The sequence below is a fragment of the Crossiella sp. NPDC003009 genome (genome assembly GCF_053591555.1).
Window position 1 is genome coordinate 1 of sequence record NZ_JBSFUA010000070.1, and the last position, 21,560, is coordinate 21,560.

A 21,560-nucleotide genomic window follows, 5' to 3' on the forward strand; every position below is an offset into this window, starting at 1 on the left:
AGCTCACGCTGTATGCGACCGAGCTTGTTGATCACTTCCACCATGTGCACCGGGATGCGGATGGTGCGGGCCTGGTCGGCCATGGCACGGGTGATGGCCTGCCGGATCCACCACGTGGCGTAGGTGGAGAACTTGTAACCTTTGGTGTAGTCGAACTTCTCCACCGCGCGGATCAGACCCAGGTTGCCCTCCTGGATGAGGTCCAGGAACGCCATGCCGCGACCGGTGTAGCGCTTGGCGAGGCTGACCACCAGGCGGAGGTTGGCCTCCAGCAGGTGGTTCTTGGCGCGCTCGCCGTCCCGGATGATCCAGCGCAGGTCGCGGCGCATCTGGGTGGAGAGCTGCGCGCCCTCCTCCTCGATCTGGCGGTAGCGCTCGGCGGCGTACAGCCCGGCTTCGATGCGCTTGGCCAGGGCCACTTCCTCTTCGGCGTTGAGGAGGGCGACTTTGCCGATCTGCTTGAGGTAGGCGCGAACCGAGTCGGCGGAGGCGGTCAGCTCGGCGTCCTTGCGGGCCTGCCGCAGCGCCTCCGACTCCTCCTCGTCCCAGACGAAGTCACCCGACTTCTGCGGCTCCTCCGCGACCGGTTCCGGCTCGTCGACGACGAGGTCGGCCTCCAGGTCGATCTCTTCCTCGATGTCCTCAAGCACCGGCTCGTCGCCGTCGGCGGCCTTGGTGGCAACCGCCTTGCCACCGGGACCAGCCTTCGCGGCGGTCTTCTTCGCCGGGGCCTTGGCCGCGGTCTTGCCCGCGGCGGCCTTGGTGGTCCGGGCCGCGGGCTTCTTGGCGGCGGTCTTGGCCGCCGTTTTCGCCGGGGCCTTGCGGGCCGGGGTAGTCGCCTGCTCGTCGGCCTCCAGTGCGGGGGAAGGCCGGGTAGCGGTGTCTGCGGTGGCCACGTACGCCCTTTCGCGGGGTTCGTTCACTGGCAGACCAAGGGCGCGAACCTAGGCCGCCGGAAGTGTTCGGGGGAGTGCCCACGGCGCAGAGTGCCGCGGGCGCCCACCATTGTAACGACGACAGCGGTCCGGCCGTTGCGGGCCGGGACCGGGAAATCAGCCGTGCAGCCGGGCCGCGGCGCTGGCCGCGCCGACGATTCCGGCGTCGTTCTTCAGCGTCGCCGCGACCACCTCGGTGCGGGCCTCCAGCAGCGGCAGCCACTTGTGCGCCTTCTTGCTGACCCCGCCGCCCGCGATCACCAGGTCCGGCCACACCAGGTCCTCCAGCACCCGCAGGTACCGGGTCACCCTGGGCGCCCACTCCTCCCAGGACAGGTCCAGGTCCTCCTTGACCGAGGCCGCGGCCTGCTTCTCCGCGTCGTGCCCGTCGACCTCGAGGTGGCCGAACTCGGTGTTCGGGACCAGCTTGCCGTCCAGGAACACCGCGCTGCCGATACCGGTGCCGAAGGTCAGCAGGACCACCGTGCCGTCCTTGCCCGCGCCCGCGCCGAAGCGCATCTCGGCCAGCCCGGCCGCGTCGGCGTCGTTGAGCACGACCACCTCGGCGGTGGAGCGGCCCAGCTTCGAGGCGAACAGGGCGGCCGCGTCCGTGCCGATCCAGCCGGGGTCGACGTTGGCCGCGCTGTGCGCGACACCCCGCTTGACCACACAGGGCAGGGTGACGCCGACCGGTCCCTCCCAGCCGAACTTCCCGACGATCTCCGCGACCACGTCGGCGACCGCCTCCGGCGTCGACGGCTGCGGGGTGGGGATGCGTAGCCGCTCGCCCTCGAGCACACCGGTTTCGAGGTCCACGACACAGCCCTTGATGCCGGAGCCGCCGATATCGACTCCGAACCCTCGGGTAGCGCTCATCCCCGTGGTCCTTCCTGTTCGATTCAGAAACGTGGTGCGCAGACCATAACGTTGATGTGGTCGTATGGTCCCGTGGGTCTGGCTGATGAGGTACCGACGTTGGTGGACGCGTCCCGTTTGCGCACCGTCGCGATCGAGGTGGCGAGCGAGGCCGGGGAGCTGGTCGCGGCCATGAGAGGTGGTCAGCGCCGGTTCTCGGGCGCTGTGGACACCAAGAGCACGGCCACCGACGTGGTCACCGCCGCCGACCGCGCGGCAGAGGAACTGATCCGCTCCCGCCTGGCGGAACTACGTCCCGAGGACGGGGTCCTGGGCGAGGAAGCCGGCGACGACGCGGCAGGCGCCAGGGTGCGCTGGGTGGTCGACCCGATCGACGGCACGGTGAACTACCTCTACGGCCTGCCGCAGTACGCGGTCTCGGTCGCCGCCGAGGTCGACGGGCTGGCGGTGGCCGCCGCCGTGGTCGAACCCGCCGCGGGCCGGGTGTGGAGCGCCGCCCGCGGCCAGGGCGCCACCCTGGACGGCGAGCCACTGCGCGCCTCGGCCACGACGGAGCTGTCGCTGACGCTGCTCGCGACCGGGTTCGCGTACCAGGTGGAGCGGCGGTCGCGGCAGGCTGACCTGGCTGCCCTGCTGGCTCGCGAGGTGCGGGATCTGCGGCGAAGCGGGTCGGCGGCGATTGATCTGTGCTCGGTGGCGGCGGGGTGGGTGGACGCGTATTTCGAGCATGGGCTTGGGCATTGGGACTGGGCGGGCGGCGGGTTGATCGCCGAGGAGGCTGGGGCGGTGGTGCGGCGGCCGAGTGGGTATGGGTTGAACTCGGCTGGGGTGAATCAGGTTGGGCCCAATCCGGCTGGGTCGGATCCGGTTGGATCAAATCCGATCGGGTCGAATCCGGTCGGGTCGAATCCAGCGGGGGCGGATCCGGCGGTGTCGGACCCGCGTGCGGCGAACCCGGACGGCCTGGGTGCTGACATCACGCTTGCTGTTGCGCCCGGTGTGGCGGCAGAACTGACAGAACTGCTACGTCGGTCCGGGGCGTCAGAGGTGTGATTGGCCAACCACTCACTGACGGCTGGCTGGTGCCGCCGACTGGTGAGTGGTAGGCCACTCAGTCATCGCAGCTCCTGTGGAGGGTCCCGGGAGAGTGATTGGTCCACCACTCACTGATGGCGACCTGCGGCGGGTCGAGCGCCTGAAGGGCCGGAGAGTGCCGGTGGGGGCGCGGAGGCCTGAACTGCACGCAGCCTTGAGTCGCGGTCCGTCCTGAATCGCGGTCCGTCCTGAACCGCGCTCCGTCTGAACGGTGCAGCCCTGAAGTGCGCAGAGGCCTGAACCGCAGACAGTCTCGAGCCGCGGACAGTCTCGAATTGGCGGGCCGAGGGTCCTCGAGTGAGTGGTTGACCACTCACTCGGGCGAGGGAAGCAGGCGTTCGCGCACGCTGCACCCCGCAGGGGGCCACATGGGCAGGGTCAAGTCGGGCGCGGCGCACTGTGAGTGGTTGACCACTTACTTATCGCGGTGTCCGGTGACTGTGGTGTTGGTGATGGCGTCGGCGGCTGCCGTGTCAGGCGGCCGCGATGTCATTGACTGCGGCGTCAGGCTGCTGCGATGCCGGTGGTTGCGGTGCGAGGTAACCGCTGACGATTGTGGCTGCCGCGTCCCGTGAGTGCCGCCTCCGGTGAACTGCTGCGTCCGGTGATCGGTGCGTCCGGCGACTGCGGTCTCCCACAACTCCCGCGACCGAGCGATTCCAGCACCCCGGGCGCCTCCAGCCAGCCGAGCATGAGTGGCAGGCCACTCACACCCCGACGCCCGCCCGGAGAATCCCCGGACGGGCGTCGGTCGAGCGGTTCAGCGCCAGGCTGGTTCTGTGCCGGGCTGGTTCCGTACCGGCCTAGCAGTGCACGTTGCGCGCCGCCGCCAGGAGTTCGGCGTCGAGTTGCGGTGGTGGGGGAGCGGCTTGCTGGCCGCCTCGTTCTGGTTGCTGGTCGGCCCACTCCTTGAGCTTCTCCAGGAGTTGGCGGGTGCTGGAGGAGGGCTTGATGCCGTCGAACTTCTTGCCCAGCACGACGTCCACGGTGGAGTCCTGGCGCTCGTCCCTGACCAGTTGCACGCACGGGGCCAGCAGGCTCAGGGTGCGGGCCGCGCCGGCGCCATTGGGGCCGTAGCGGAGTTGGCCGTGGCAAGTGAGCTTGCTGTCGTAGACCGGGTCGTCGCTGGGTTCGCCCGCTTTGTTGAAGCCGAAGCCCATCAGTTCCTCGTTGACCAGCTTGCCCTGTCCGCGCAGGCCACCGCCGTTGAGCACGCGCAGCTTGATGTCAGAGGCCGGCCACGGGTCGGTCTTGTCCAGCGCGTCCCTCGGCTGGCCCTGACCCTCGTACGGCTTCTTGCCGGCCTCCACCGCGGGCGGTGGGTCGCAGCGGACCGCGGCCTCGGCGTCACCCACGTTGCCGAAGACCTTGGTCCACACAAAAGTCGCTATCACGCCGAGCAGGACCAGGATGACCAGCGCCGGCAGCGGGCGTCGCCTCCGATAACGTCCGAGGCCCTGCCTCACGCTCCCCGCAGCCACGTCCTCCGCCCTCCCCGGCGTTGTCCGCCATCGCCTGTACGCACGTCGACGATCAGCCTAGGCGGTAACGGCTCAGCATGCGTGACGAGATTCGTCTTCCTTTGTCGGCCGATGGGGTGCTGCTGACCACATCCACCGCGCTTCCGGGTGACCCAGTGAACGCACCGGACCGCGATGGGCTACCCTCTCGGCGCTCCGGCCCGCCGGTAAGCCGATTTACCTGATCGACTTCGCCAGGGGCGCCGGGTTCTCGAGAAGAGACGGCCGTCACTGGGGACGGCGGGCACAAATCGGTGCGCTGGAACGTTAACCAGCGGCACGAACCACCATCTTGAGTAAAACGCAGGGGTGACTACACGATGGCGACCGACTACGACGCACCGCGCCGTGGCGAGACCGACGACCTCGCCGAGGACTCGCTTGAAGAGCTGAAGGCGCGGCGCAACGAGACGCAGTCCGGGGTGGTCGACGTCGACACCGACGCGCCGGACGAGAACTTCGAGCTGCCCGGCGCCGACCTGTCCGGCGAGGAGCTGACCGTCAAGGTGCTCCCGAAGCAGGACGACGAGTTCACCTGTTCCCGTTGCTTCCTGCTGCACCACCGCAGCAGGCTGTCCAGGGAGAAGGATGGGCAGTACATCTGCCGCGACTGCGACTGAGCAGGGCTTCCGCGGCCAACGAGGTCAGGCACCAGCCCGGGGACGGCTGGTGTCCTGACCAAGGGGTCTGACCGGGAGGGCTAACTGGCGCGCTTGGCCGCCTCGGCGCGCAGCAGCTCCGCGAGCTGCTCGGCCCGCCTGGTGCTGAACAGCCAGTACGGCGTGGGGTCCGCCGGGTCGGTCAGCTCGACCAGCACGGCGGGCCCGACCCAGCCCCGGTGCGCCACGAACGCGGCCGGGTCCAGGTCCCGGCCCATCGCCGGGCGCTTCTCGTTGACATCCAGCGCGGTGACCCTGCCGACGAACTCCAGCGGCAGGTGCGCCTCGCCCACCCACAGCTCGCCGTCCTTGACCTGCACCCGCTGCCTGCCCAGCCACAGCATGGTCACCACGACCAGCGGCACCAGCAGCAGGTACGGCAGCCACGAGCGCACTCCCGGGTACCCCATGTGGATCTCCGCGGCCAGCAGCACCGCACCGGCCAGCGGCAGCGGCCAGCCCCACCACGGGACGTAGAGCCGCTCACTGAAGAGGACATCCCCGGTCGTATCGACCGCGCGCGCGTTCCTGCTCACGGGCACCAGGGTAATGTCGCCCGCCGTGCCCAGCGTTGAGGTGCTCCTGACCCGGCTCGATCCGGATGTGCCCGTCCCGTCCTACGCCCGCCCCGGCGACGCGGGCGCCGATCTGGTGACCACCAGCGACCTGGTGCTGCCACCGGGGGAGCGCGCGGTGGTCGGCACCGGGATCGCGATCGCCCTGCCCATCGGGTTCGCCGCTTTTGTGCACCCGAGGTCGGGGCTGGCGGCCAGAGCGGGGCTCAGCGTGGTCAACACACCTGGCACCATCGACGCCGGGTACCGGGGCGAGATCAAGATCTGCCTGGTCAACCACGACCTGCGCGAGCCGATCACGCTGCACCGCGGCGACCGGATCGCCCAGCTGGTCATCCAGCGGGTGGAACAGGCCGAGTTCCGCGAGGTCGGCGAACTGCCGGAGTCCGTGCGCGGCGCGGGTGGCTACGGGTCGACCGGGGGAGCCGCGGTACTGGCCGGTCAGCGAGCCGGGCACAACGGCGGCTCGCCTGAAGTGACGGAGGTCTGAGGGGATGTTCGGGTTCGGGCGTCGCGGCAAGCGGCGCAAGGCGGCAGGCGGGCAGGGGCACGCCCTCGGCGCGGAGCAGGGCGGCGAGCACGACGCCCTGCCTGCCGAGGACGGCTTCGACGGGCCCTACGACGAGAAGGAAGCGCCTGCCGACCAGGTGTCCCGGCTCGACCTGGGCTCGGTCCGGCTGCCGGTGCCCGACGGCACCCAGCTCCAGGTCGAGGTGGCGCCGGAAGGCGAGGTGCAGGCCGTGCACCTGGTGACCCCGGTGGCCAGGCTCACCGTGAGCGCCTTCGCCGCCCCCCGATCGGGTGGGCTGTGGCAGGAGGTCAGCAAGGAGCTGGCCGAGCAGCTGCGCGGCGACGGCGCCAGGGTGGTGCTGGAGGGCGGCGACTGGGGCACCGAGCTGGTGGCCTCCTCGCCGGAGATGTCGCTGCGCTTCGTCGGGGTGGACGGGCCGCGCTGGATGCTGCGCGCGGTGGCCGCCTCCTCCGCCGAGCAGTCCGCCGCCGCGGGTGAGGCGCTGCGCGAGATCGTGCGCGGCACCGTGGTGGTCCGGGGCGAGCAGCCGATGCCGGTGCGCACCCCGCTGCCGGTGGAGCTGCCGGAGGCGATCGCCAAGCACCTCGCCCAGGAACAGGGCTAGAGAACGGGAACAGGGCTAGAGAACAGCGCACCCGGGTTCGGCTCCGGACCCGGGTGTGATCTGGCCTGCTGTGCCCAAGCACACCCCCGCCGAACAGCGTTAACAGACCGGGAACTTTGTCCCCTTCTGGGGCGTTCTAAACGGTGAAACCGCCGGTCAAACCAGCTGGAGTAAAACCACCCCCAGATGGTTACTCTGGCGATAAACGGGGCCACAACCGAGGGCCCCTTTCGTATGGGGAGCGCCGGAATGAGTGGCAGCGGGGGCTACTGGCGGCGGATGGTCCGCAGGCTGACGAGTGACGTCAGCGAGCTGGACGCCGACGACCTGTCCCGAAAAGCCGAGGCACAGGGCGCCGTGAAGGCGTGCGACTGCCGATCCGGCGAGGAGGTCACCGTGCTGGGGCGGCTGCGCAGCGTCGAGCTGTGCCCGCGCGACGCGGTGGCGACCCTGGAAGCCGAGCTGTACGACGGCACCGAGGGAGTCACCCTGGTGTGGCTCGGCAGGCGCCGCATCCCCGGCATCGAGCCGGGACGCACGATCAAGGCGCGGGGGCGGATCGCGGTGCGGGACGGGCGTAAAGTGCTCTACAACCCGTACTACGAGCTGCAGACCACCTCCTGATCGTGAGCGTATGAGCGAATCCACCACTCCGCAGGCCGGTCAGTCCGCCGAGCTGGAGAAGTCCTCGTCCCCGGCTGTCGAACCCGCCGAGGACGCCGTCGAGCCCATGCCGACCATGTGGGAGCAGATGGGCGGCCTGGTCGGCTTCATCTCCGCCTCCGTGCCGGTCGCGGTGTTCGTCTTCGTCAACTGGGCCACCAGCATGTGGCCCGCCATCTGGAGCGCCCTGGGCGTGGCCGTGCTGATCGGCGTGTGGCGGCTGGTCCGCAAGGAGAAGATGATGCCCGCGATCTCCGGCGTGCTGGGCGTCGGCATCGCCGCGTTCATCGCCTACCGGGTCGGCGAGGCCAAGGGCTTCTTCCTCTACGGGATCTGGGTCAGCCTGATCTTCGGCGGCCTGTTCCTGATCTCGCTGCTGGTGCGCTGGCCGCTGGTGGGCGTCATCTGGTCCGGGCTCAACGGCCACGGCTTCGGCTGGCGCGAGCACCCCAGGGCCCGCTTCGGCTACGACCTGGCCACCGTGTTCTGGACGCTGGTGTTCGCGGCCCGGTTCGTGGTGCAGAACTGGCTCTACGAGGGCGACCAGACCACCCTGCTGGGCATCACCCGCCTGGCCATGGGCTACCCGCTGACCGCGATCGCGCTGCTGGTCACCGTGTGGGCCGTGCGCCGCGCCAAGCGCATCGAGGACGAACACGCCCCCGCGCAGCCCGCGGGCAACCCGGCCTGAGCAGACCTGTGAAAACGGCCCCGGAGATCACCCCGGAGCCGTTTCCGCGTCCTGGCTTCAGCTGAGCAGGGCCTGCTGGACCTCGTTCTCCACGTCGCTGGTGGCCACGAAGAGGAGCTCGTCGCCTGCTTCCAGGGTGTCGTCGGGCTGCGGCACGATGACCCGGCCGCCGCGCAGGATGGTCACCAGGGCGGCGTCGCGGGGCAGGCGCAGGGCTTTGACCGCGCGGCCGGAGAGCGGGGTGTCCTCGGGCAGGGTGACCTCGACCAGGTTGGCCCCGCCCTGGCGGAAGGTCAGCAGCCGGACCAGGTCGCCGACGGTGACCGCCTCCTCGACCATGGCGGCCAGCATGCGCGGGGTGGACACCGCCACGTCCACGCCCCACGCCTCGGTGAACAGCCACTCGTTGCGCGGGTCGTTGACCCTGGCCACCACCCGGCGCACCGCGAACTCGGTCTTGGCCAGCAGCGCCACCACCAGGTTGACCTTGTCGTCCCCGGTCGCGGCGATCACCACGTCGCACAGCTCCATGCCGGCCTCCTCCAGGGAGGACAGCTCGCAGGCGTCGGCGTGCACCCACTCGGCCTGCTCGACCGCGTGTGGGTCGAAGTGGTCGCGGTCCCGCTCGATCAGCATCACCTGGTGATCGGAGTCCAGCAGCTCGCGGGCGATGGACCGGCCGACGGCCCCGGCCCCGGCGATGGCGACGCGCATCAGTTGTTCTCCTCGGGAGCCTGCGCCGCCGCGGCGCTCACGTCGGTGACGGTGCCGGACAGCGCGGCCACGTAGATCTGGTCGCCGGCCTGCACCACGGTGTCCCGGTCCGGCAGCACGCCGGTGCCGAAGCGCATCACGAAGGCCACCCTGGCGCCGACGGCCTCCTCCACCTCGCGCACGCCCTTGCCGACCCAGCCCTCGTGCAGCGGCAGCTGGAAGACCGCCACCGTGCCGGAGGGGTCGCGCCAGGCGGTGGCCACCCCGTCGGGCAGCAGCATCCGCAGGAACCGGTCGGTGGTCCAGGGCACGGTGGCCACGGTCGGGATGCCCAGCCGCTCGTACACCGCGGCCCGCTTGGGGTCATAGATCCGGGCGACCACGTGCTCGACGCCGAAGGTCTCGCTGGCCACCCTGGCGGAGATGATGTTGGAGTTGTCGCCGTTGGAGACCGCGGCGAAGGCCCCGGCCCGCTCGATCCCGGCCTCGATCAGCACCTGCCGGTCGAAGCCGATGCCGACCACCTGCTGGCCGTGGAAGTCCCCGCCCAGCCTGCGGAAGGACTGCACGCTCTTGTCCACCACCGCGACCGTGTGACCCAGCCGTTCCAAGCCTTTGGCCAGCGATGATCCGACTCGGCCGCAGCCCATGATGACCACGTGCACTAAGTTCCTCCTCCAAGCACGAACCGTGCACCCTCAACCTTCCCCCATTCGGGGGATGGCCGCGACCTGTGTCCAGACATTCCCAACATACCGACGGCTGGCCAGCCCCAGCGCACGCGGTCCCTCTACGCTGCCCTCCGTGTCCAAGTTCGCCACCGCGGCCAAACGTCTCCTGGTGGGGCGGCCGTTCCGCAGTGACCGGCTCTCCCACACGCTGCTGCCCAAGCGCATCGCGCTGCCGGTGTTCGCCTCCGACGCGCTGTCCTCGGTGGCCTACGCGCCGGAGGAGATCTTCCTGGTGCTATCCGTGGCCGGGATCTCGGGCTACGTGTTCGCGCCGTGGATCGGGGTCGCGGTCGCGGTGGTCATGCTGACCGTCGTCTTCAGCTACCGGCAGAACGTGCACGCCTACCCCTCCGGCGGCGGCGACTACGAGATCGCCAACGCGAACCTTGGCCGCTACGGCGGTCTCACCGTGGGCAGCGCGCTGCTGGTGGACTACATCCTCACCGTGGCGGTGTCGATCTCCTCGGCGATGGCCAACATCGGCTCGCTGATCCCCTACGTCGCGGAGCACAAGGTGATCTTCGCGGTGGTGGCCATCGTGCTGCTCACCGCGGTCAACCTGCGCGGCATCCGGGAGTCCGGCAGCGCCTTCGCCATCCCGACCTACGCGTTCATGATCGGCATGATCCTGATGATCCTGTTCGGTCTCGTCCGCGGGTTCGTGCTGGACGAGCCGATGCGCGCGGAGAGCGCGGGGTTCACCCTGAACGCCGAGCATGACGAGCTGATGGGCCTGGCGCTGGCCATGATCGTGCTGCGCTCCTTCACCCAGGGCTGCGCCGCGCTGACCGGCGTGGAGGCGATCAGCAACGGGGTGCCCGCCTTCCGCAAGCCGAAGTCGCGCAACGCGGCCACCACGCTGCTGATGATGGGCCTGATCGCGGTGATCATGCTGATGGGCCTGGTCACGCTGGCCCAGCTGACCGGGGTCAAGATCGCCGAGCACCCGGAGACGCAGCTGGTCGGCGCGCCGGAGGGCTACCACCAGAAGACCATGGTGGTGCAGATCGCCAACGCGGTCTTCGACGGCTTCCCGGTGGGCGCGGTGTTCATCGCCGCGGTCACCGCGCTGATCCTGGTGCTGGCCGCGAACACCGCGTTCAACGGCTTCCCGGTGCTCGGCTCGATCCTGGCCCAGGACCGCTACCTGCCGCGCCAGCTGCACACCCGCGGCGACCGGCTGGCCTTCTCCAACGGCATCGTCTTCCTCGCCGGGTTCGCCATCCTGCTGGTCATCCTGTACGAGGCCGAGGTGGGCAGGCTGATCCCGCTCTACACCGTGGGCGTGTTCGTCTCCTTCACCCTCAGCCAGGCCGGCATGGTCCGGCACTGGAACCGGCTGCTGCGCGGCGAGCAGGACATCGCGATCATCTCCCGGCTCAAGCGGTCCCGGCTGATCAGCGGCTTCGGCATGGTGATGACCGGGGTGGTGCTGATCGTGGTGCTGATCACCAAGTTCACCCTCGGCGCCTGGGTGGCGATCGCGGCGATGGCCGCGGTGTTCGCGCTGATGACCGGTATCCGCAGGCACTACGACCACGTGGCGCAGGAGCTGGAGGCGGCCGAGAGCGACCGCTCGCACACCCTGCCCGCGCGCAACCACGCGGTGGTGCTGGTCTCCAAGCTGCACATGCCGACCCTGCGCGCGATCAGCTTCGCCAGGGCCACCCGGCCGGACGTGCTGGAGGCGGTCACGGTGAACGTGGACGACACCGACACCCGGCGGCTGGTCACCGACTGGGAGCGGCAGGACCTGCCGGTGCCGCTGAAGGTGGTCGAGTCGCCCTACCGCGAGATCACCAAGCCGGTGCTGGACTACGTGAAGCGGATCCGCAGCAGCAACCCGCGCGACGTGGTGACCGTGTTCATCCCGGAGTACGTGGTGGGCCGCTGGTGGGAGCACCTGCTGCACAACCAGAGCGCGCTGCGCCTGAAGGGCAGGCTGCTGTTCCAGCCGGGCGTCATGGTGGTCTCGGTGCCCTGGCAGCTGGCCTCCTCGCAGCGCAGGGTCAAGGAGGCGCCGGTGGTCACCCCCGGCGCGATCCGCCGTGGCTTCGACCCGGTGCACGCCGCACGCAAGGCCGCCGAAGAGCGGCGCAAGAAAGTCGAGAAGAAGGCGGAAACCAAGAAGTGACTCAGGACCGCCTGGACTGGACCGGTCGCACGCTGGAAGTCGAGATCGGCCCGGTGGCGCACGGCGGCCACTGCGTCGCCCGGCACGAGGGCAGGGTGCTCTTCGTCCGGCACGCGCTGCCGGGGGAGAAGGCCCTGGTCCAGGTGACCGAGGACAACGGCGGCTCGTTCTGCCGGGCCGACGCGGTCACCGTGCACACCCCGTCCCCCGACCGGGTCACCCCGCCCTGCCCGCTGGCCGCGCCCGGCGAGTGCGGCGGCTGCGACTGGCAGCACGCCAGTCCCGCCGCCCAGCGCGCGCTCAAAGCCGGCGTGGTGATGGAGCAGCTCAAGCGGATCGCGGGCCTGGACCGGCAGGTCACGGTCGAGGAGCTCCCCGGCGGCATGCTGGACTGGCGCACCCGGGTCCGCCTCGCGGTGGGCAGCGGCGGCCGCGCCGGCCTGCGCGCGCACCGCAGCCACCGGGTGATCCCGCTGCGGGACTGCCCGATCGCGGCGCCCGGCGCGCTGGAAGGTGTGCTCAGCCGTAGCTGGAAACCGGGCACCGAGCTGGAGGTGGCCAAGGACGGCGCGGGCCAGGTGCACGTGGCCGAGATCCGCAAGGACCGCCCACCGCGGATCATGGCCGGCGACGGCCTGGCCCACGAACACGCCGCGGGCCGCGACTGGCGCCTGGCCGCGGGCGGCTTCTGGCAGGTGCACCACGCGGCCGCGGACACCTTCGCCGCGGTCGTCGAGGAATGGGCCCAGGCGCCGGTGGGCGGCACGGCCTGGGACCTCTACGGCGGGGTCGGGCTGTTCGCCTCGGTGCTGGCCAGGCAGGTCGGGCCGACGGGTTCGGTGCTGGCGATCGAGTCCTCGAAGCGGGCGGTGGTGGACGGCACGGCGAACCTGGTGGACCTGCCGCAGGTGCGGTTGCGGGTGGGCCGGGTGGAGCGGGTGCTGGGGTCGGCGGAGCTGCGGGCGGAGCGGCCGGACGTGGTGGTGCTGGACCCGCCGCGCAAGGGCGCGGGCAAGGACGTGGTGGCCGCGCTGGCTGAGGCCGGGCCGGCGCGGGTGGTGCACGTCGCGTGTGATCCGGCGGCGCTGGCCCGGGATGTCGGGCTGTTCCGGGGGCAGGGGTATGAGCTTCGGGAGCTGCGGGCCTTCGACGCCTTCCCGATGACTCATCACGTGGAGTGCATCGCCTTGCTCACGCGGTGACGCCGAGGCGGTCGGCGCACCCCCCTTGCCGTGCGGTCGTGGAGAGGGCATAGCTCTGTTCGCGCGTTGAAACCGTTGCCACGAAAGGGATCGATGTCGATCAGTGTCGGTCCCACACCTGGCCCGGATCTTGGCGCAAGATGGGGAGACCTCGCCGCCACGTGCCGATCTTGTGCTTGATAGGTTGCTCAACCGGCGCGCTACGCGGGGGCCGCCCGTGCGGGTATGCGATCCTGGGAGGTTTGGCCGGTGTCTGGCGACTCATTCGTCCACCTGCATGTGCACACCGAGTACTCCATGCTCGACGGGGCGGCCAAGATCGCTCCGTTGTTCGCGGAGGCGGCGCGGTTGGAGATGCCCGCGGTGGGCATGACCGACCACGGCAACATGTACGGCGGCGACGAGTTTTACCAGCAGGCCAAGAAGCACGGCATCAAGCCGATCATCGGCATCGAGGCCTACATCGCGCCCACCAGCCGGTTCCACAAGAAGCCGGTGTTCTGGGGCGACCCCGGCCAGCGCGGTGACGACATCTCCGGCGCCGGCGCCTACACGCACATGACCATGGTGGCCAAGAACTCCACCGGGGTGCGCAACCTGTTCCGGCTGTCCAGCCAGGCGTCCATGGAGGGCTACTACTACAAGCCCCGGATGGACCGGGAGATCATCGCGGAGAACGCCGAGGGGATCATCGCCACCACCGGCTGCCCCTCCGGTGAGGTGCAGACCCGGCTGCGGCTGGGGCACGAGGCCGAGGCGATCCAGGCGGCGGCGGACTACCGGGACATCTTCGGGGCGGAGAACTTTTTCCTCGAACTGATGGACCATGGGCTGTCCATCGAGCGGCGGGTGCGCGAGGGGCTGCTGGAGATCGGCAAGAAGCTCAACATCCCGCCGCTGGCCACCAACGACAGTCACTACGTCACCAAGGACCAGGCCGACGCGCACTCCGCGTTGCTGTGCGTGCAGTCCGGCAAGATGCTCTCCGACCCGAACCGGTTCAAGTTCGACGGCGACGGCTACTACCTGAAGTCGGCCGCGGAGATGCGCGAGCTGTGGGACGGCCAGGTCGAGGGCGCCTGTGACAACACGCTGCTGATCGCGGAGATGGTCGAGTCCTACGACGACGTGTGGGCGCACCGGGACCGGATGCCGGTCTTCCCGGTGCCCGAGGGCGAGACCCAGGAGTCCTTCCTGTTCAAGCAGGTCATGGAGGGGCTGCACCGCCGCTTCCCGGAGGGCATCCCGGACGGCTACGTGGAGCGGGCCGAGTTCGAGCTCAACGTGATCTCGGGCAAGGGGTTCCCGGCCTACTTCCTGGTGGTCGGCGACCTGGTCTCCTACGCCAAGTCCGTGGGCATCCGGGTCGGGCCCGGCCGTGGCTCGGCCGCGGGCGCGCTGGTGGCCTACGCGCTGGGCATCACCAACATCGACCCGATCCCGCACGGTCTGCTGTTCGAGCGGTTCCTCAACCCCGAGCGCACCGCCATGCCCGATATCGACATCGACTTCGACGACCGCAGGCGCGGCGAGATGGTGCGCTACGCCACCGAGAAGTGGGGCAGCGACCGGGTCGCGCAGGTGATCACCTTCGGCACCATCAAGACCAAGGCGGCGATCAAGGACTCGGCGCGCGTGCACTACGGGCAGCCCGGGTTCGCCATCGCGGACAAGATCTCCAAGGCGCTGCCGCCGCCGATCATGGCCAAGGACATCCCGCTCTCCGGCATCGTCAACCCCAAGCACGAGCGCTACGGCGAGGCCGCCGAGGTCCGCACCCTGATCGAGAACGACCAGGACGTGGCCAAGATCTTCGAGACCGCGCGCGGCCTGGAGGGCCTGATCCGCAACGCCGGTGTGCACGCCTGCGCGGTGATCATGTCCTCCGAGCCGCTGATCGAGTCCATCCCGCTGTGGCGGCGCGACGACGGCTCGATCATCACCGGCTGGGACTACCCGTCGTGTGAGAACCTCGGCCTGCTGAAGATGGACTTCCTCGGCCTGCGCAACCTCACCGTCATGGGTGATGCCATCGACAACGTCAAGGCCAACCGCGGCCAGGACATCGACCTGGACACGCTGGCCCTCGATGACAAGACCACCTACGAGCTGCTCAGCCGCGGCGACACCCTCGGCGTGTTCCAGCTCGACGGCGGCCCCATGCGCGACCTGCTGCGCCGCATGCAGCCCAACGCCTTCGAGGACATCGTCGCGGTCGGCGCGCTGTACCGCCCCGGCCCGATGGGCATGAACGCGCACAACGACTACGCCGACCGCAAGAACAAGCGGCAAGAGGTCAAGCCGATCCACCCGGAGCTGGAGGAACCGCTGCGGGAGATCCTCTCCGAGACCTACGGCCTGATCGTCTACCAAGAGCAGATCATGTTCATCGCGCAGAAGGTGGCCGGCTATTCGATGGGCCGCGCGGATGTGCTGCGCAAGGCGATGGGCAAGAAGAAGCAGGAGGTCCTGGAAAAGGAGTTCGAGGGCTTCCACGCCGGAATGCAGGCCAACGGCTTCTCCGACGAGGCCGTCAAAGCGCTCTGGGACACGATTCTCCCGTTCGCCGGATACGCGTTCAACAAGTCGCACGCCGCCGCCTACGGCCTGGTCTCCTACTGGACCGCCTACCTCAAGGCGAACTACCGCGCCGAGTACATGGCCGCGCTGCTCACCTCGGTCGGTGACAACAAGGACAAGTCCGCGGTCTACCTCTCCGAGTGCCGCCGCCTGGGCATCAAGGTGCTGCCGCCGGATGTCAACGAGTCCGCGCTGCGCTTCTCCGCGGTCGGCACCGACATCCGCTTCGGCCTCGGCGCGATCCGCAACGTCGGCGCCAACGTGGTCGAGTCGATCATCACGACCAGGGAGAAGAAGGGGAAGTACGGCTCCTTCACCGACTTCCTGGACAAGTCCGAGCTGGTCTGCTGCAACAAGCGGGTCATCGAGTCGCTGATCAAGGCGGGCGCGTTCGACTCCTTCGACAGCACCCGGCTGGCCCTCATGCAGGTGCACGAGGAAGCCGTGGACGCCGTCGTCGGCCTCAAGCGCCAGGAGGCGATGGGCCAGTTCGACCTCTTCGGCGGCGGTGACGACAGCGAGGCCGGCGAGGACTCCTCCCCGCTGGCGCACCTGAAGTTCGGCGCCGAGGAGTGGCCGCGCAAGCAGATGCTCAGCTTCGAGCGGGAGATGCTCGGCCTCTACGTCTCCGCGCACCCGCTGGACGGCGCCGAGCGGATCCTGCGCAAGAACGCGCAGAAGACCATCGCCGAGCTGCTCAACGACCCGCCAAGGGAGGGCGAGGTGGTCATCGCCGGGATGATCTCCGGCCTGGAGCGGCGGGTGAACAAGAACGGCGAGCCGTGGGCCATCGCCACGGTGGAGGACCTGGACGCCTCCATCGAGGTGCTGTTCTTCCCGAAGAGCTACAGCGTGCTCTCCGCCGATCTGGTCGAGGACGCCGCGGTGGCGATCAAGGGCAGGGTGAACTGGCGCGAGGACAAGATGTCCATCTTCGGCGGCGGGGTGATCCCGCTGGACATCGCCGACGCGGAGAACAACCCCGGCATGGACCCGCCGTTCGTGCTGGCCTGCAACCCGGAGAAGCTGAACGAGGAAGTCCTGCTGGAGCTCAAGCGGACGCTGTCCATGCACAAGGGCGACACCCCGGTGCACCTCAAGCTGATGTTCCGGCGCGAGGCCGTGATGATGGCGGTGGACGACTACCCGATCAAGCTCACCCCGGCGTTCATGGGCGAGATCAAGGCCCTGCCCGGTATCGCGGTCAGCGCTTAGCCGGAAGTTCCCCAGACAAGACCAGTAGCCTGGACAACGTCCACCCGTTCGAGTGGCGGGTGGACGTTCGGCATGGGCCTGAAGCAGGGGCCGGAAGTTTTAGGACCCGGCAGGAGTGCGCCCGGCGCTCTTTCCGGGAGTGACCACTCCGCCGGTCTCCGTAGACTGGCCGACAGCCGCCGACCCCGGCGGCGTTTCCCGTTGTGGAGCGGGATGACAGGCGAGCTACAGCGTAACGAGGGGTGTTAGGTGCAACTACTCGAATCCGTGCGTAGCCCGGCGGATCTGAAACGCATGAGCCAGGAGGAGCTGGCGCTGCTGGCGGCGGAGATCCGTGCGTTCCTGGTGGACAAGGTCTCCCGCACCGGCGGGCACCTCGGTCCGAACCTGGGCGTGGTCGAGATCACCCTCGCGATCCACCGGGTCTTCGACTCCCCGCACGATGCCGTGCTGTTCGACACCGGCCACCAGTCCTACGTGCACAAGATGGTCACCGGCCGCCTGGACGGCTTCGACAAGCTGCGTCAGCGCGGCGGGCTCTCCGGCTACCCGAGCCGGAGCGAGAGCGAGCACGACCTCGTCGAGTCCAGCCACGCCTCGACCGCGCTGTCCTACGCCGACGGCCTGGCCACCGCGTTCAAGCTCTCCGGCAAGCGGCGGCACGTGGTCGCCGTGGTCGGTGACGGCGCGCTCACCGGCGGTATGTGCTGGGAGGCGCTGAACAACATCGCCGGCGACAAGTCCCGCCCACTGGTCATCGTGGTCAACGACAACGGCCGGTCCTACTCGCCGACCATCGGCGGCCTGGCCGACCACCTCGCCTCCCTGCGGCTGCGGCCCGGGTACGAGCGCGCGCTGGAAAGCGGCAAGCGGACCCTGCAGAGCACCCCGGTCGTCGGCAAGCCGCTCTACGCGGCCCTGCACGCGGCCAAGCGCGGCATCAAGGACGCGCTGAGCCCGCAGGTGATGTTCGAGGACCTGGGCCTGAAGTACTTCGGGCCGGTGGACGGGCACGACCAGCAGGCCTTCGAGGCCGCGCTGGAGCGGGCCAAGGCCTTCGGCGGCCCGGTCATCGTGCACGCGGTCACCCAGAAGGGCCGCGGCTACGCCCCCGCGGAGAACCACGTGGCCGACGTCATGCACGCCATCGGCGTGATCGACCCGGTCACCGGCAAGGCCACCAAGAAGAAGGCCGCCGACTGGACCGGCGTCTTCGCCGACGAGATCGTCAAGATCGGCGCGGAGCGCGAGGACGTGGTGACCATCACCGCCGCGATGCTCGGCCCGACCGGACTGGCGAAGTTCCACGAGACCTACCCCGGCCGCTGCCTGGACGTGGGCATCGCCGAGCAGCACGCGATGACCGCCGCGGCCGGCCTGGCCATGGGCGGCATGAAGCCGGTGTTCGCGGTCTACTCGACCTTCCTCAACCGGGCCTTCGACCAGCTGCTGATGGAGGTCGCGCTGCACAAGCAGCCGGTGTCCATAGTGCTGGACCGCTCCGGCGTCACCGGCGACGACGGCGCCAGCCACAACGGCATGTGGGACCTGTCCATCCTCGGCATCGTGCCGGGCATGCGGGTCGCGGTGCCGCGCGATGCCAACACCCTGCGCGAGGAGCTGCGCGAGTCGGTGGCCATCGACGACGGCCCGTCCGCGATCCGCTACGGCAAGGGCGCGGTGATCGAGGAGATCCCCGCGCTGGAGCGCATCGGCGTGGTCGACGTGCTGCGCCGCCCGGCCGAGGGCGAGGGCAAGGACGTGCTGCTGGTCGCGGTCGGCTGCTTCGCGCAGCTGGCCCTCGAGGCGGCGCAGCGCCTGTCCGACCAGGGTGTCGGCGTGACCGTGGTGGACCCGCGGTGGGTTGTTCCCGTTCCCACCGAGCTGGTCGGCATGGCCGCCGAGCACCGCCTCGTGGTCACCGTCGAGGACGCCGGCCGCCACGGCGGCTTCGGCTGGGCGATGTCGGCCGCGCTGCGTGATGCCAACCTGGACGTCCCGCTGCGCGACCTGGCCATCCCGCAGCGCTTCCTGGACCACGCCTCGCGCAACGAGGTGCTGGCCGAACTGGGACTCACCGCCCAGGACGTGGCCCGCCGGGTGACCGAGTGGACCGCGGAGTACCTCGGCGAGGACGCCGAGGAGACCGGGGCGCCCGCCGCCAAGGAGTCCACTGTGGACAAGACTCCGGCCAGCCGGTCGCGCAAGCGCCCGCAGAGCTGAGAGTCGCCGCACCGCCGCCACCGGCCCGCCCTCCCACGATGGGGGCGGGCCGGTGGCGTGCTCAGCGAACCCTCAGCTCATCGACAGGGTGTCGACAGCCCCGCGCGTCCACGGCCCTCCGGGCGGCGTGGCATCGTGGTGACGTGCGGATCCTGATTGTGGAGGACGAACAGCCCCTGGCCGACGCGATCGCCAGGGGGCTGCGACGGGAAGGTATGGCCGTCGACGTGGCCTACGACGGCGAGTCGGGGCACGAGAAGTCCTCGGTGACCCGGTACGACGTGGTGGTGCTGGACCGGGACCTGCCCGGCATGTCCGGCGACGAGCTGTGCAGGCAGATCGTGGACTCCGGCGCGCTCACCAGGGTGATCATGCTGACCGCCAGTGGCACCGTGCAGGACCGGGTCTCCGGGCTGTCGCTGGGCGCCGATGACTACCTGGCCAAGCCGTTCGCCTTCCCCGAGCTGGTGGCCAGGGTGCGGGCACTGGGCAGGCGGGCCACCCCGGCCATGCCGCCGGTGCTCACCGTGGCCGACGTGGTGCTCAACCCGGCCCGGCGCAGCGTGCTGCGGGCCGGCCAGCCGGTGGAGCTGACCCGCAAGGAGTTCGGCGTGCTGGAGGTGCTGTTGGCCGCAGGCGGTGCCGTGGTCAGCAGCGAGGAGCTGCTGGAACGGGTGTGGGATGAGAACGCCGACCCGTTCACCACCACCGTGCGGGTCACCGTGATGACCCTGCGCAAGAAGCTCGGCGAGCCGGGCATCATCGAGACCGTGGTCGGCTCCGGCTACCGGGTGCCGGTCAACGCCGGAGCGGAGCCCGCTGATTCCTGAGCACCCGCTGACCGCCGACCCCGGTGCCCTGCGGCGTCGCCGCGGACCCGGCCTGCGGGTACGGCTGACCCTGCTGGCGACCGGCCTGGTGGCGGCGGTCAGCCTGCTGCTGCTCTGGCTGGGCTGGATGCTGGTCGGCGGCGTGGTCGACCAGTACCCGGTGTTCCCGCCGGACACCAGGATCAAGGTGCTCGGCCAGGAGCTGCCGCCCTCCCAGGTGCACCAGATCCTCAAGGAGAACGCGCGCGAGGTGGTGCTCAACTCCGGCGCGATCGCCTTCGTGTGCATGGTGCTGGCCACCGCGATCCTGGCCTGGACGCTGACCGGCCGGGTGCTGCGGCCGCTGCACGAGGTCACGCACACCGCGCACCGGCTGTCCGTGGAGTCCCTCGACGAGCGGATCGCGCTGCGCGGGCCACGGGACGAGGTGGCCGAGCTGGCCGACACCTTCGACGCCATGCTGGACCGGCTGCAGGCCGCCTTCGAGTCCCAGCGCCGGTTCGTGGCCAACGCCAGCCACGAGCTGCGCACCCCGCTGGCCGTGGTCCGCACCGAGCTCGACGTCACCCTGGCCGACCCGGACGCCGACGCCGCCGAGCTGCGCCGGATGGCGGGCGTGGTGCGCACCGCCACCCAGCGCGCCGAACACCTGGTCGAGGCCCTGCTGCTGCTCGCCCGCACCGACGCCGTCGGCCTGTCCGCCCGCGAACCCGTCGACCTGTCCGCCCTGGTCCGCAGCGCCTGGTCGGCGGCCCGCTCCGCCGCGGAGGAACGCGGCCTGCGCGCGGAGTTCCACACCCCGGCCGTGCAAGCCGTCGGCGACCCGGTGCTGCTGGAACGCCTGGCCGGGAACCTGCTGGAGAACGCGGTGCGGCACAACGTGGACGGCGGCTGGATCACCGTGCGCACCGAGACCGACGCCAAGCGCGCCACCCTGCGCGTGGTCTCCTCCGGCGGCCAGATCTCGGTGGAACGGGTGGCCGAGCTGTTCGAGCCGTTCCGCCGCGGCGGCACCGACCGCACCGCTCACCGCGGCGCGGGGCTGGGGCTGTCCATCGTGCGGTCGGTGGTCGGCGCGCACGGGGGAGAGGTCAGCGCGGAACCGGTGCCCGGCGGCGGCCTGGACGTCACGGTGACCCTCCCGATCGCCCCCTAGACCCGAAGACCCAGAGATCGGCTGAGGTGGCTGGTCCACCAGCGGAGCTGCGGATCGGGAGCGCTGGCCGCCCGGCCGGTGAGCCCGGCGCTGCGGCGGAACGCCGGGCCGTACAGGGGCTCGGTGGCCAGGGCCTGGTGCAGCGCGGCGACGGCGAGCCGGGTGTCCTCGACCGGGATCTCGGCGGCGTCCGGGCGCAGCGCGTGCAGCGCGTCGACGACCGGGTCGAGCATCCCCGCTCCCTCGTCCCGCCAGCCCGCGGCGTGCAGCGCCACGGCCAGTTCGCCGTAGCCCCGGCGGTAGCGCACCGCCAAGGCCTCGACCAGCTCACCAAGATCGGCGCCCCGGCCGAGCCAGGAGTCCAGCACCTCGGCCACCCCGGCCCGGATCTTCCGGCCGCCATGGCACAGCAACGCCGCCAGCAGGCGGTCCCGGGTGCCGAAGTGGTGGCTGACCCCCGCATCGGTCATGCCGACAACGGCGGCGATGGCCCTGACCTGGACCGCGGCCACCCCGCCCTCGGCCAGCAGCTTCTCGGCCGCGTCCAGGATCAGGCGCCGCGCCTCCTCGGGAGAACGGCGTACCCGCGAAGCTGTCACACCGGCGAGCTTACCTTGACACCTCA

The 21,560-nt window shown here is 70.2% G+C and carries 19 protein-coding genes; 12 read left to right on the forward strand and 7 right to left on the reverse strand.

The window, feature by feature from the left end; translation table 11 throughout:
* On the reverse strand, positions 1 to 896 hold an 896-nt coding region (locus ACWDY5_RS38795), incomplete at its 3' end, for a sigma-70 family RNA polymerase sigma factor (RefSeq protein WP_449727125.1).
* A gap of 156 nt (positions 897 to 1,052) precedes the next feature.
* Entirely contained in the window at positions 1,053 to 1,811 is a 759-nt protein-coding gene (gene ppgK, locus ACWDY5_RS38800; protein ID WP_252479084.1) for a polyphosphate--glucose phosphotransferase, read from the reverse strand.
* Positions 1,812 to 1,865: 54 nt separating this feature from the next.
* Between ppgK and ACWDY5_RS38805 the strand changes: the two genes are divergently transcribed.
* Complete coding sequence (locus ACWDY5_RS38805) at positions 1,866 to 2,864, forward strand: inositol monophosphatase family protein (RefSeq protein ID WP_449727126.1); 999 nt, start codon at positions 1,866 to 1,868, stop codon at positions 2,862 to 2,864.
* Between the two features lie 845 nt (positions 2,865 to 3,709).
* Here the strand turns inward: ACWDY5_RS38805 and cei are convergent.
* The gene (gene cei, locus ACWDY5_RS38810; protein WP_449727127.1) at positions 3,710 to 4,372 is read right to left on the reverse strand and encodes an envelope integrity protein Cei; all 663 of its coding nucleotides are present in this window, start codon (positions 4,370 to 4,372) and stop codon (positions 3,710 to 3,712) included.
* A 374-nt stretch (positions 4,373 to 4,746) separates the two neighbouring features.
* Here cei and ACWDY5_RS38815 point away from each other — a divergent pair, with 374 nt between their 5' ends.
* Complete coding sequence (locus ACWDY5_RS38815; RefSeq protein WP_086788161.1) at positions 4,747 to 5,046, forward strand: DUF4193 domain-containing protein; 300 nt, start codon at positions 4,747 to 4,749, stop codon at positions 5,044 to 5,046.
* An 80-nt stretch (positions 5,047 to 5,126) separates the two neighbouring features.
* Here ACWDY5_RS38815 and ACWDY5_RS38820 read toward each other — a convergent pair whose 3' ends face one another.
* Entirely contained in the window at positions 5,127 to 5,621 is a 495-nt protein-coding gene (locus tag ACWDY5_RS38820; protein WP_449727128.1) for a DUF3093 domain-containing protein, read from the reverse strand.
* A gap of 25 nt (positions 5,622 to 5,646) precedes the next feature.
* On the opposite strand from ACWDY5_RS38820, the gene dut reads away from it, so the two are divergent.
* The 4 genes from dut (at position 5,647) to ACWDY5_RS38840 (ending at position 8,150) form a co-directional block, all read left to right on the forward strand.
* A complete protein-coding gene (dut, locus tag ACWDY5_RS38825) occupies positions 5,647 to 6,150 on the forward strand; it encodes a dUTP diphosphatase (protein ID WP_252479080.1) in 504 nt (167 codons plus the stop codon).
* 4 nt (positions 6,151 to 6,154) lie between these two features.
* The gene (locus tag ACWDY5_RS38830) at positions 6,155 to 6,796 is read left to right on the forward strand and encodes a DUF3710 domain-containing protein (RefSeq protein WP_449727129.1); all 642 of its coding nucleotides are present in this window, start codon (positions 6,155 to 6,157) and stop codon (positions 6,794 to 6,796) included.
* 249 nt (positions 6,797 to 7,045) lie between these two features.
* Complete coding sequence (locus tag ACWDY5_RS38835) at positions 7,046 to 7,420, forward strand: OB-fold nucleic acid binding domain-containing protein (protein ID WP_449727130.1); 375 nt, start codon at positions 7,046 to 7,048, stop codon at positions 7,418 to 7,420.
* Between the two features lie 10 nt (positions 7,421 to 7,430).
* Positions 7,431 to 8,150, forward strand: coding sequence for a DUF3159 domain-containing protein (locus ACWDY5_RS38840; RefSeq protein WP_449727131.1), 720 nt, complete (start codon positions 7,431 to 7,433; stop codon positions 8,148 to 8,150).
* Positions 8,151 to 8,207: 57 nt separating this feature from the next.
* Here the strand turns inward: ACWDY5_RS38840 and ACWDY5_RS38845 are convergent, their stop codons facing one another.
* Positions 8,208 to 8,864, reverse strand: coding sequence for a potassium channel family protein (locus ACWDY5_RS38845; RefSeq protein ID WP_449727132.1), 657 nt, complete (start codon positions 8,862 to 8,864; stop codon positions 8,208 to 8,210).
* Positions 8,864 to 9,529 carry a potassium channel family protein gene (locus tag ACWDY5_RS38850; RefSeq protein ID WP_449727133.1) on the reverse strand — a complete coding sequence of 222 codons (666 nt, stop codon included), beginning with the start codon at positions 9,527 to 9,529 and terminating at the stop codon, positions 8,864 to 8,866. Before ACWDY5_RS38850 ends, ACWDY5_RS38845 begins: the two co-directional genes overlap by 1 nt.
* Before the next feature lie 139 nt (positions 9,530 to 9,668).
* Between ACWDY5_RS38850 and ACWDY5_RS38855 the strand changes: the two genes are divergently transcribed.
* The 6 genes from ACWDY5_RS38855 to ACWDY5_RS38880 all read left to right on the forward strand — a co-directional run bounded on the left by ACWDY5_RS38855 (position 9,669) and on the right by ACWDY5_RS38880 (position 20,935).
* The gene (locus tag ACWDY5_RS38855; RefSeq protein ID WP_449727134.1) at positions 9,669 to 11,729 is read left to right on the forward strand and encodes an APC family permease; all 2,061 of its coding nucleotides are present in this window, start codon (positions 9,669 to 9,671) and stop codon (positions 11,727 to 11,729) included.
* Complete coding sequence (locus tag ACWDY5_RS38860; RefSeq protein ID WP_449727135.1) at positions 11,726 to 12,931, forward strand: class I SAM-dependent RNA methyltransferase; 1,206 nt, start codon at positions 11,726 to 11,728, stop codon at positions 12,929 to 12,931. Before ACWDY5_RS38855 ends, ACWDY5_RS38860 begins: the two co-directional genes overlap by 4 nt.
* Before the next feature lie 249 nt (positions 12,932 to 13,180).
* Positions 13,181 to 16,726 (forward strand): DNA polymerase III subunit alpha, encoded by a 3,546-nt coding sequence (gene dnaE, locus ACWDY5_RS38865; protein ID WP_449727136.1) that lies wholly within the window; start codon positions 13,181 to 13,183, stop codon positions 16,724 to 16,726.
* A 249-nt stretch (positions 16,727 to 16,975) separates the two neighbouring features.
* A complete protein-coding gene (gene dxs, locus ACWDY5_RS38870; RefSeq protein ID WP_449727137.1) occupies positions 16,976 to 18,949 on the forward strand; it encodes a 1-deoxy-D-xylulose-5-phosphate synthase in 1,974 nt (657 codons plus the stop codon).
* Positions 18,950 to 19,092: 143 nt separating this feature from the next.
* Entirely contained in the window at positions 19,093 to 19,779 is a 687-nt protein-coding gene (locus ACWDY5_RS38875) for a response regulator transcription factor (protein WP_252479070.1), read from the forward strand.
* 88 nt (positions 19,780 to 19,867) lie between these two features.
* Positions 19,868 to 20,935, forward strand: coding sequence for a sensor histidine kinase (locus ACWDY5_RS38880; RefSeq protein ID WP_449727138.1), 1,068 nt, complete (start codon positions 19,868 to 19,870; stop codon positions 20,933 to 20,935).
* Here the strand turns inward: ACWDY5_RS38880 and ACWDY5_RS38885 are convergent.
* The gene (locus ACWDY5_RS38885) at positions 20,932 to 21,534 is read right to left on the reverse strand and encodes a TetR/AcrR family transcriptional regulator (RefSeq protein ID WP_449727139.1); all 603 of its coding nucleotides are present in this window, start codon (positions 21,532 to 21,534) and stop codon (positions 20,932 to 20,934) included. The two genes, ACWDY5_RS38880 and ACWDY5_RS38885, sit on opposite strands and share 4 nt — an antisense overlap.
* Positions 21,535 to 21,560 lie beyond the last annotated feature (26 nt).

Excerpts from the sequence above, each read along its gene's own strand:
- ppgK (WP_252479084.1), bottom strand. The coding sequence starts at position 1,811 with ATGAGCGCTACCCGAGGGTTCGGAGTCGATATCGGCGGCTCCGGCATC.
- ACWDY5_RS38805 (WP_449727126.1), top strand. The coding sequence starts at position 1,866 with ATGTGGTCGTATGGTCCCGTGGGTCTGGCTGATGAGGTACCGACGTTG.
- ACWDY5_RS38815 (WP_086788161.1), top strand. The coding sequence starts at position 4,747 with ATGGCGACCGACTACGACGCACCGCGCCGTGGCGAGACCGACGACCTC.
- ACWDY5_RS38830 (WP_449727129.1), top strand. The coding sequence starts at position 6,155 with ATGTTCGGGTTCGGGCGTCGCGGCAAGCGGCGCAAGGCGGCAGGCGGG.
- ACWDY5_RS38835 (WP_449727130.1), top strand. The coding sequence starts at position 7,046 with ATGAGTGGCAGCGGGGGCTACTGGCGGCGGATGGTCCGCAGGCTGACG.
- ACWDY5_RS38840 (WP_449727131.1), top strand. The coding sequence starts at position 7,431 with ATGAGCGAATCCACCACTCCGCAGGCCGGTCAGTCCGCCGAGCTGGAG.
- ACWDY5_RS38845 (WP_449727132.1), bottom strand. The coding sequence starts at position 8,864 with ATGCGCGTCGCCATCGCCGGGGCCGGGGCCGTCGGCCGGTCCATCGCC.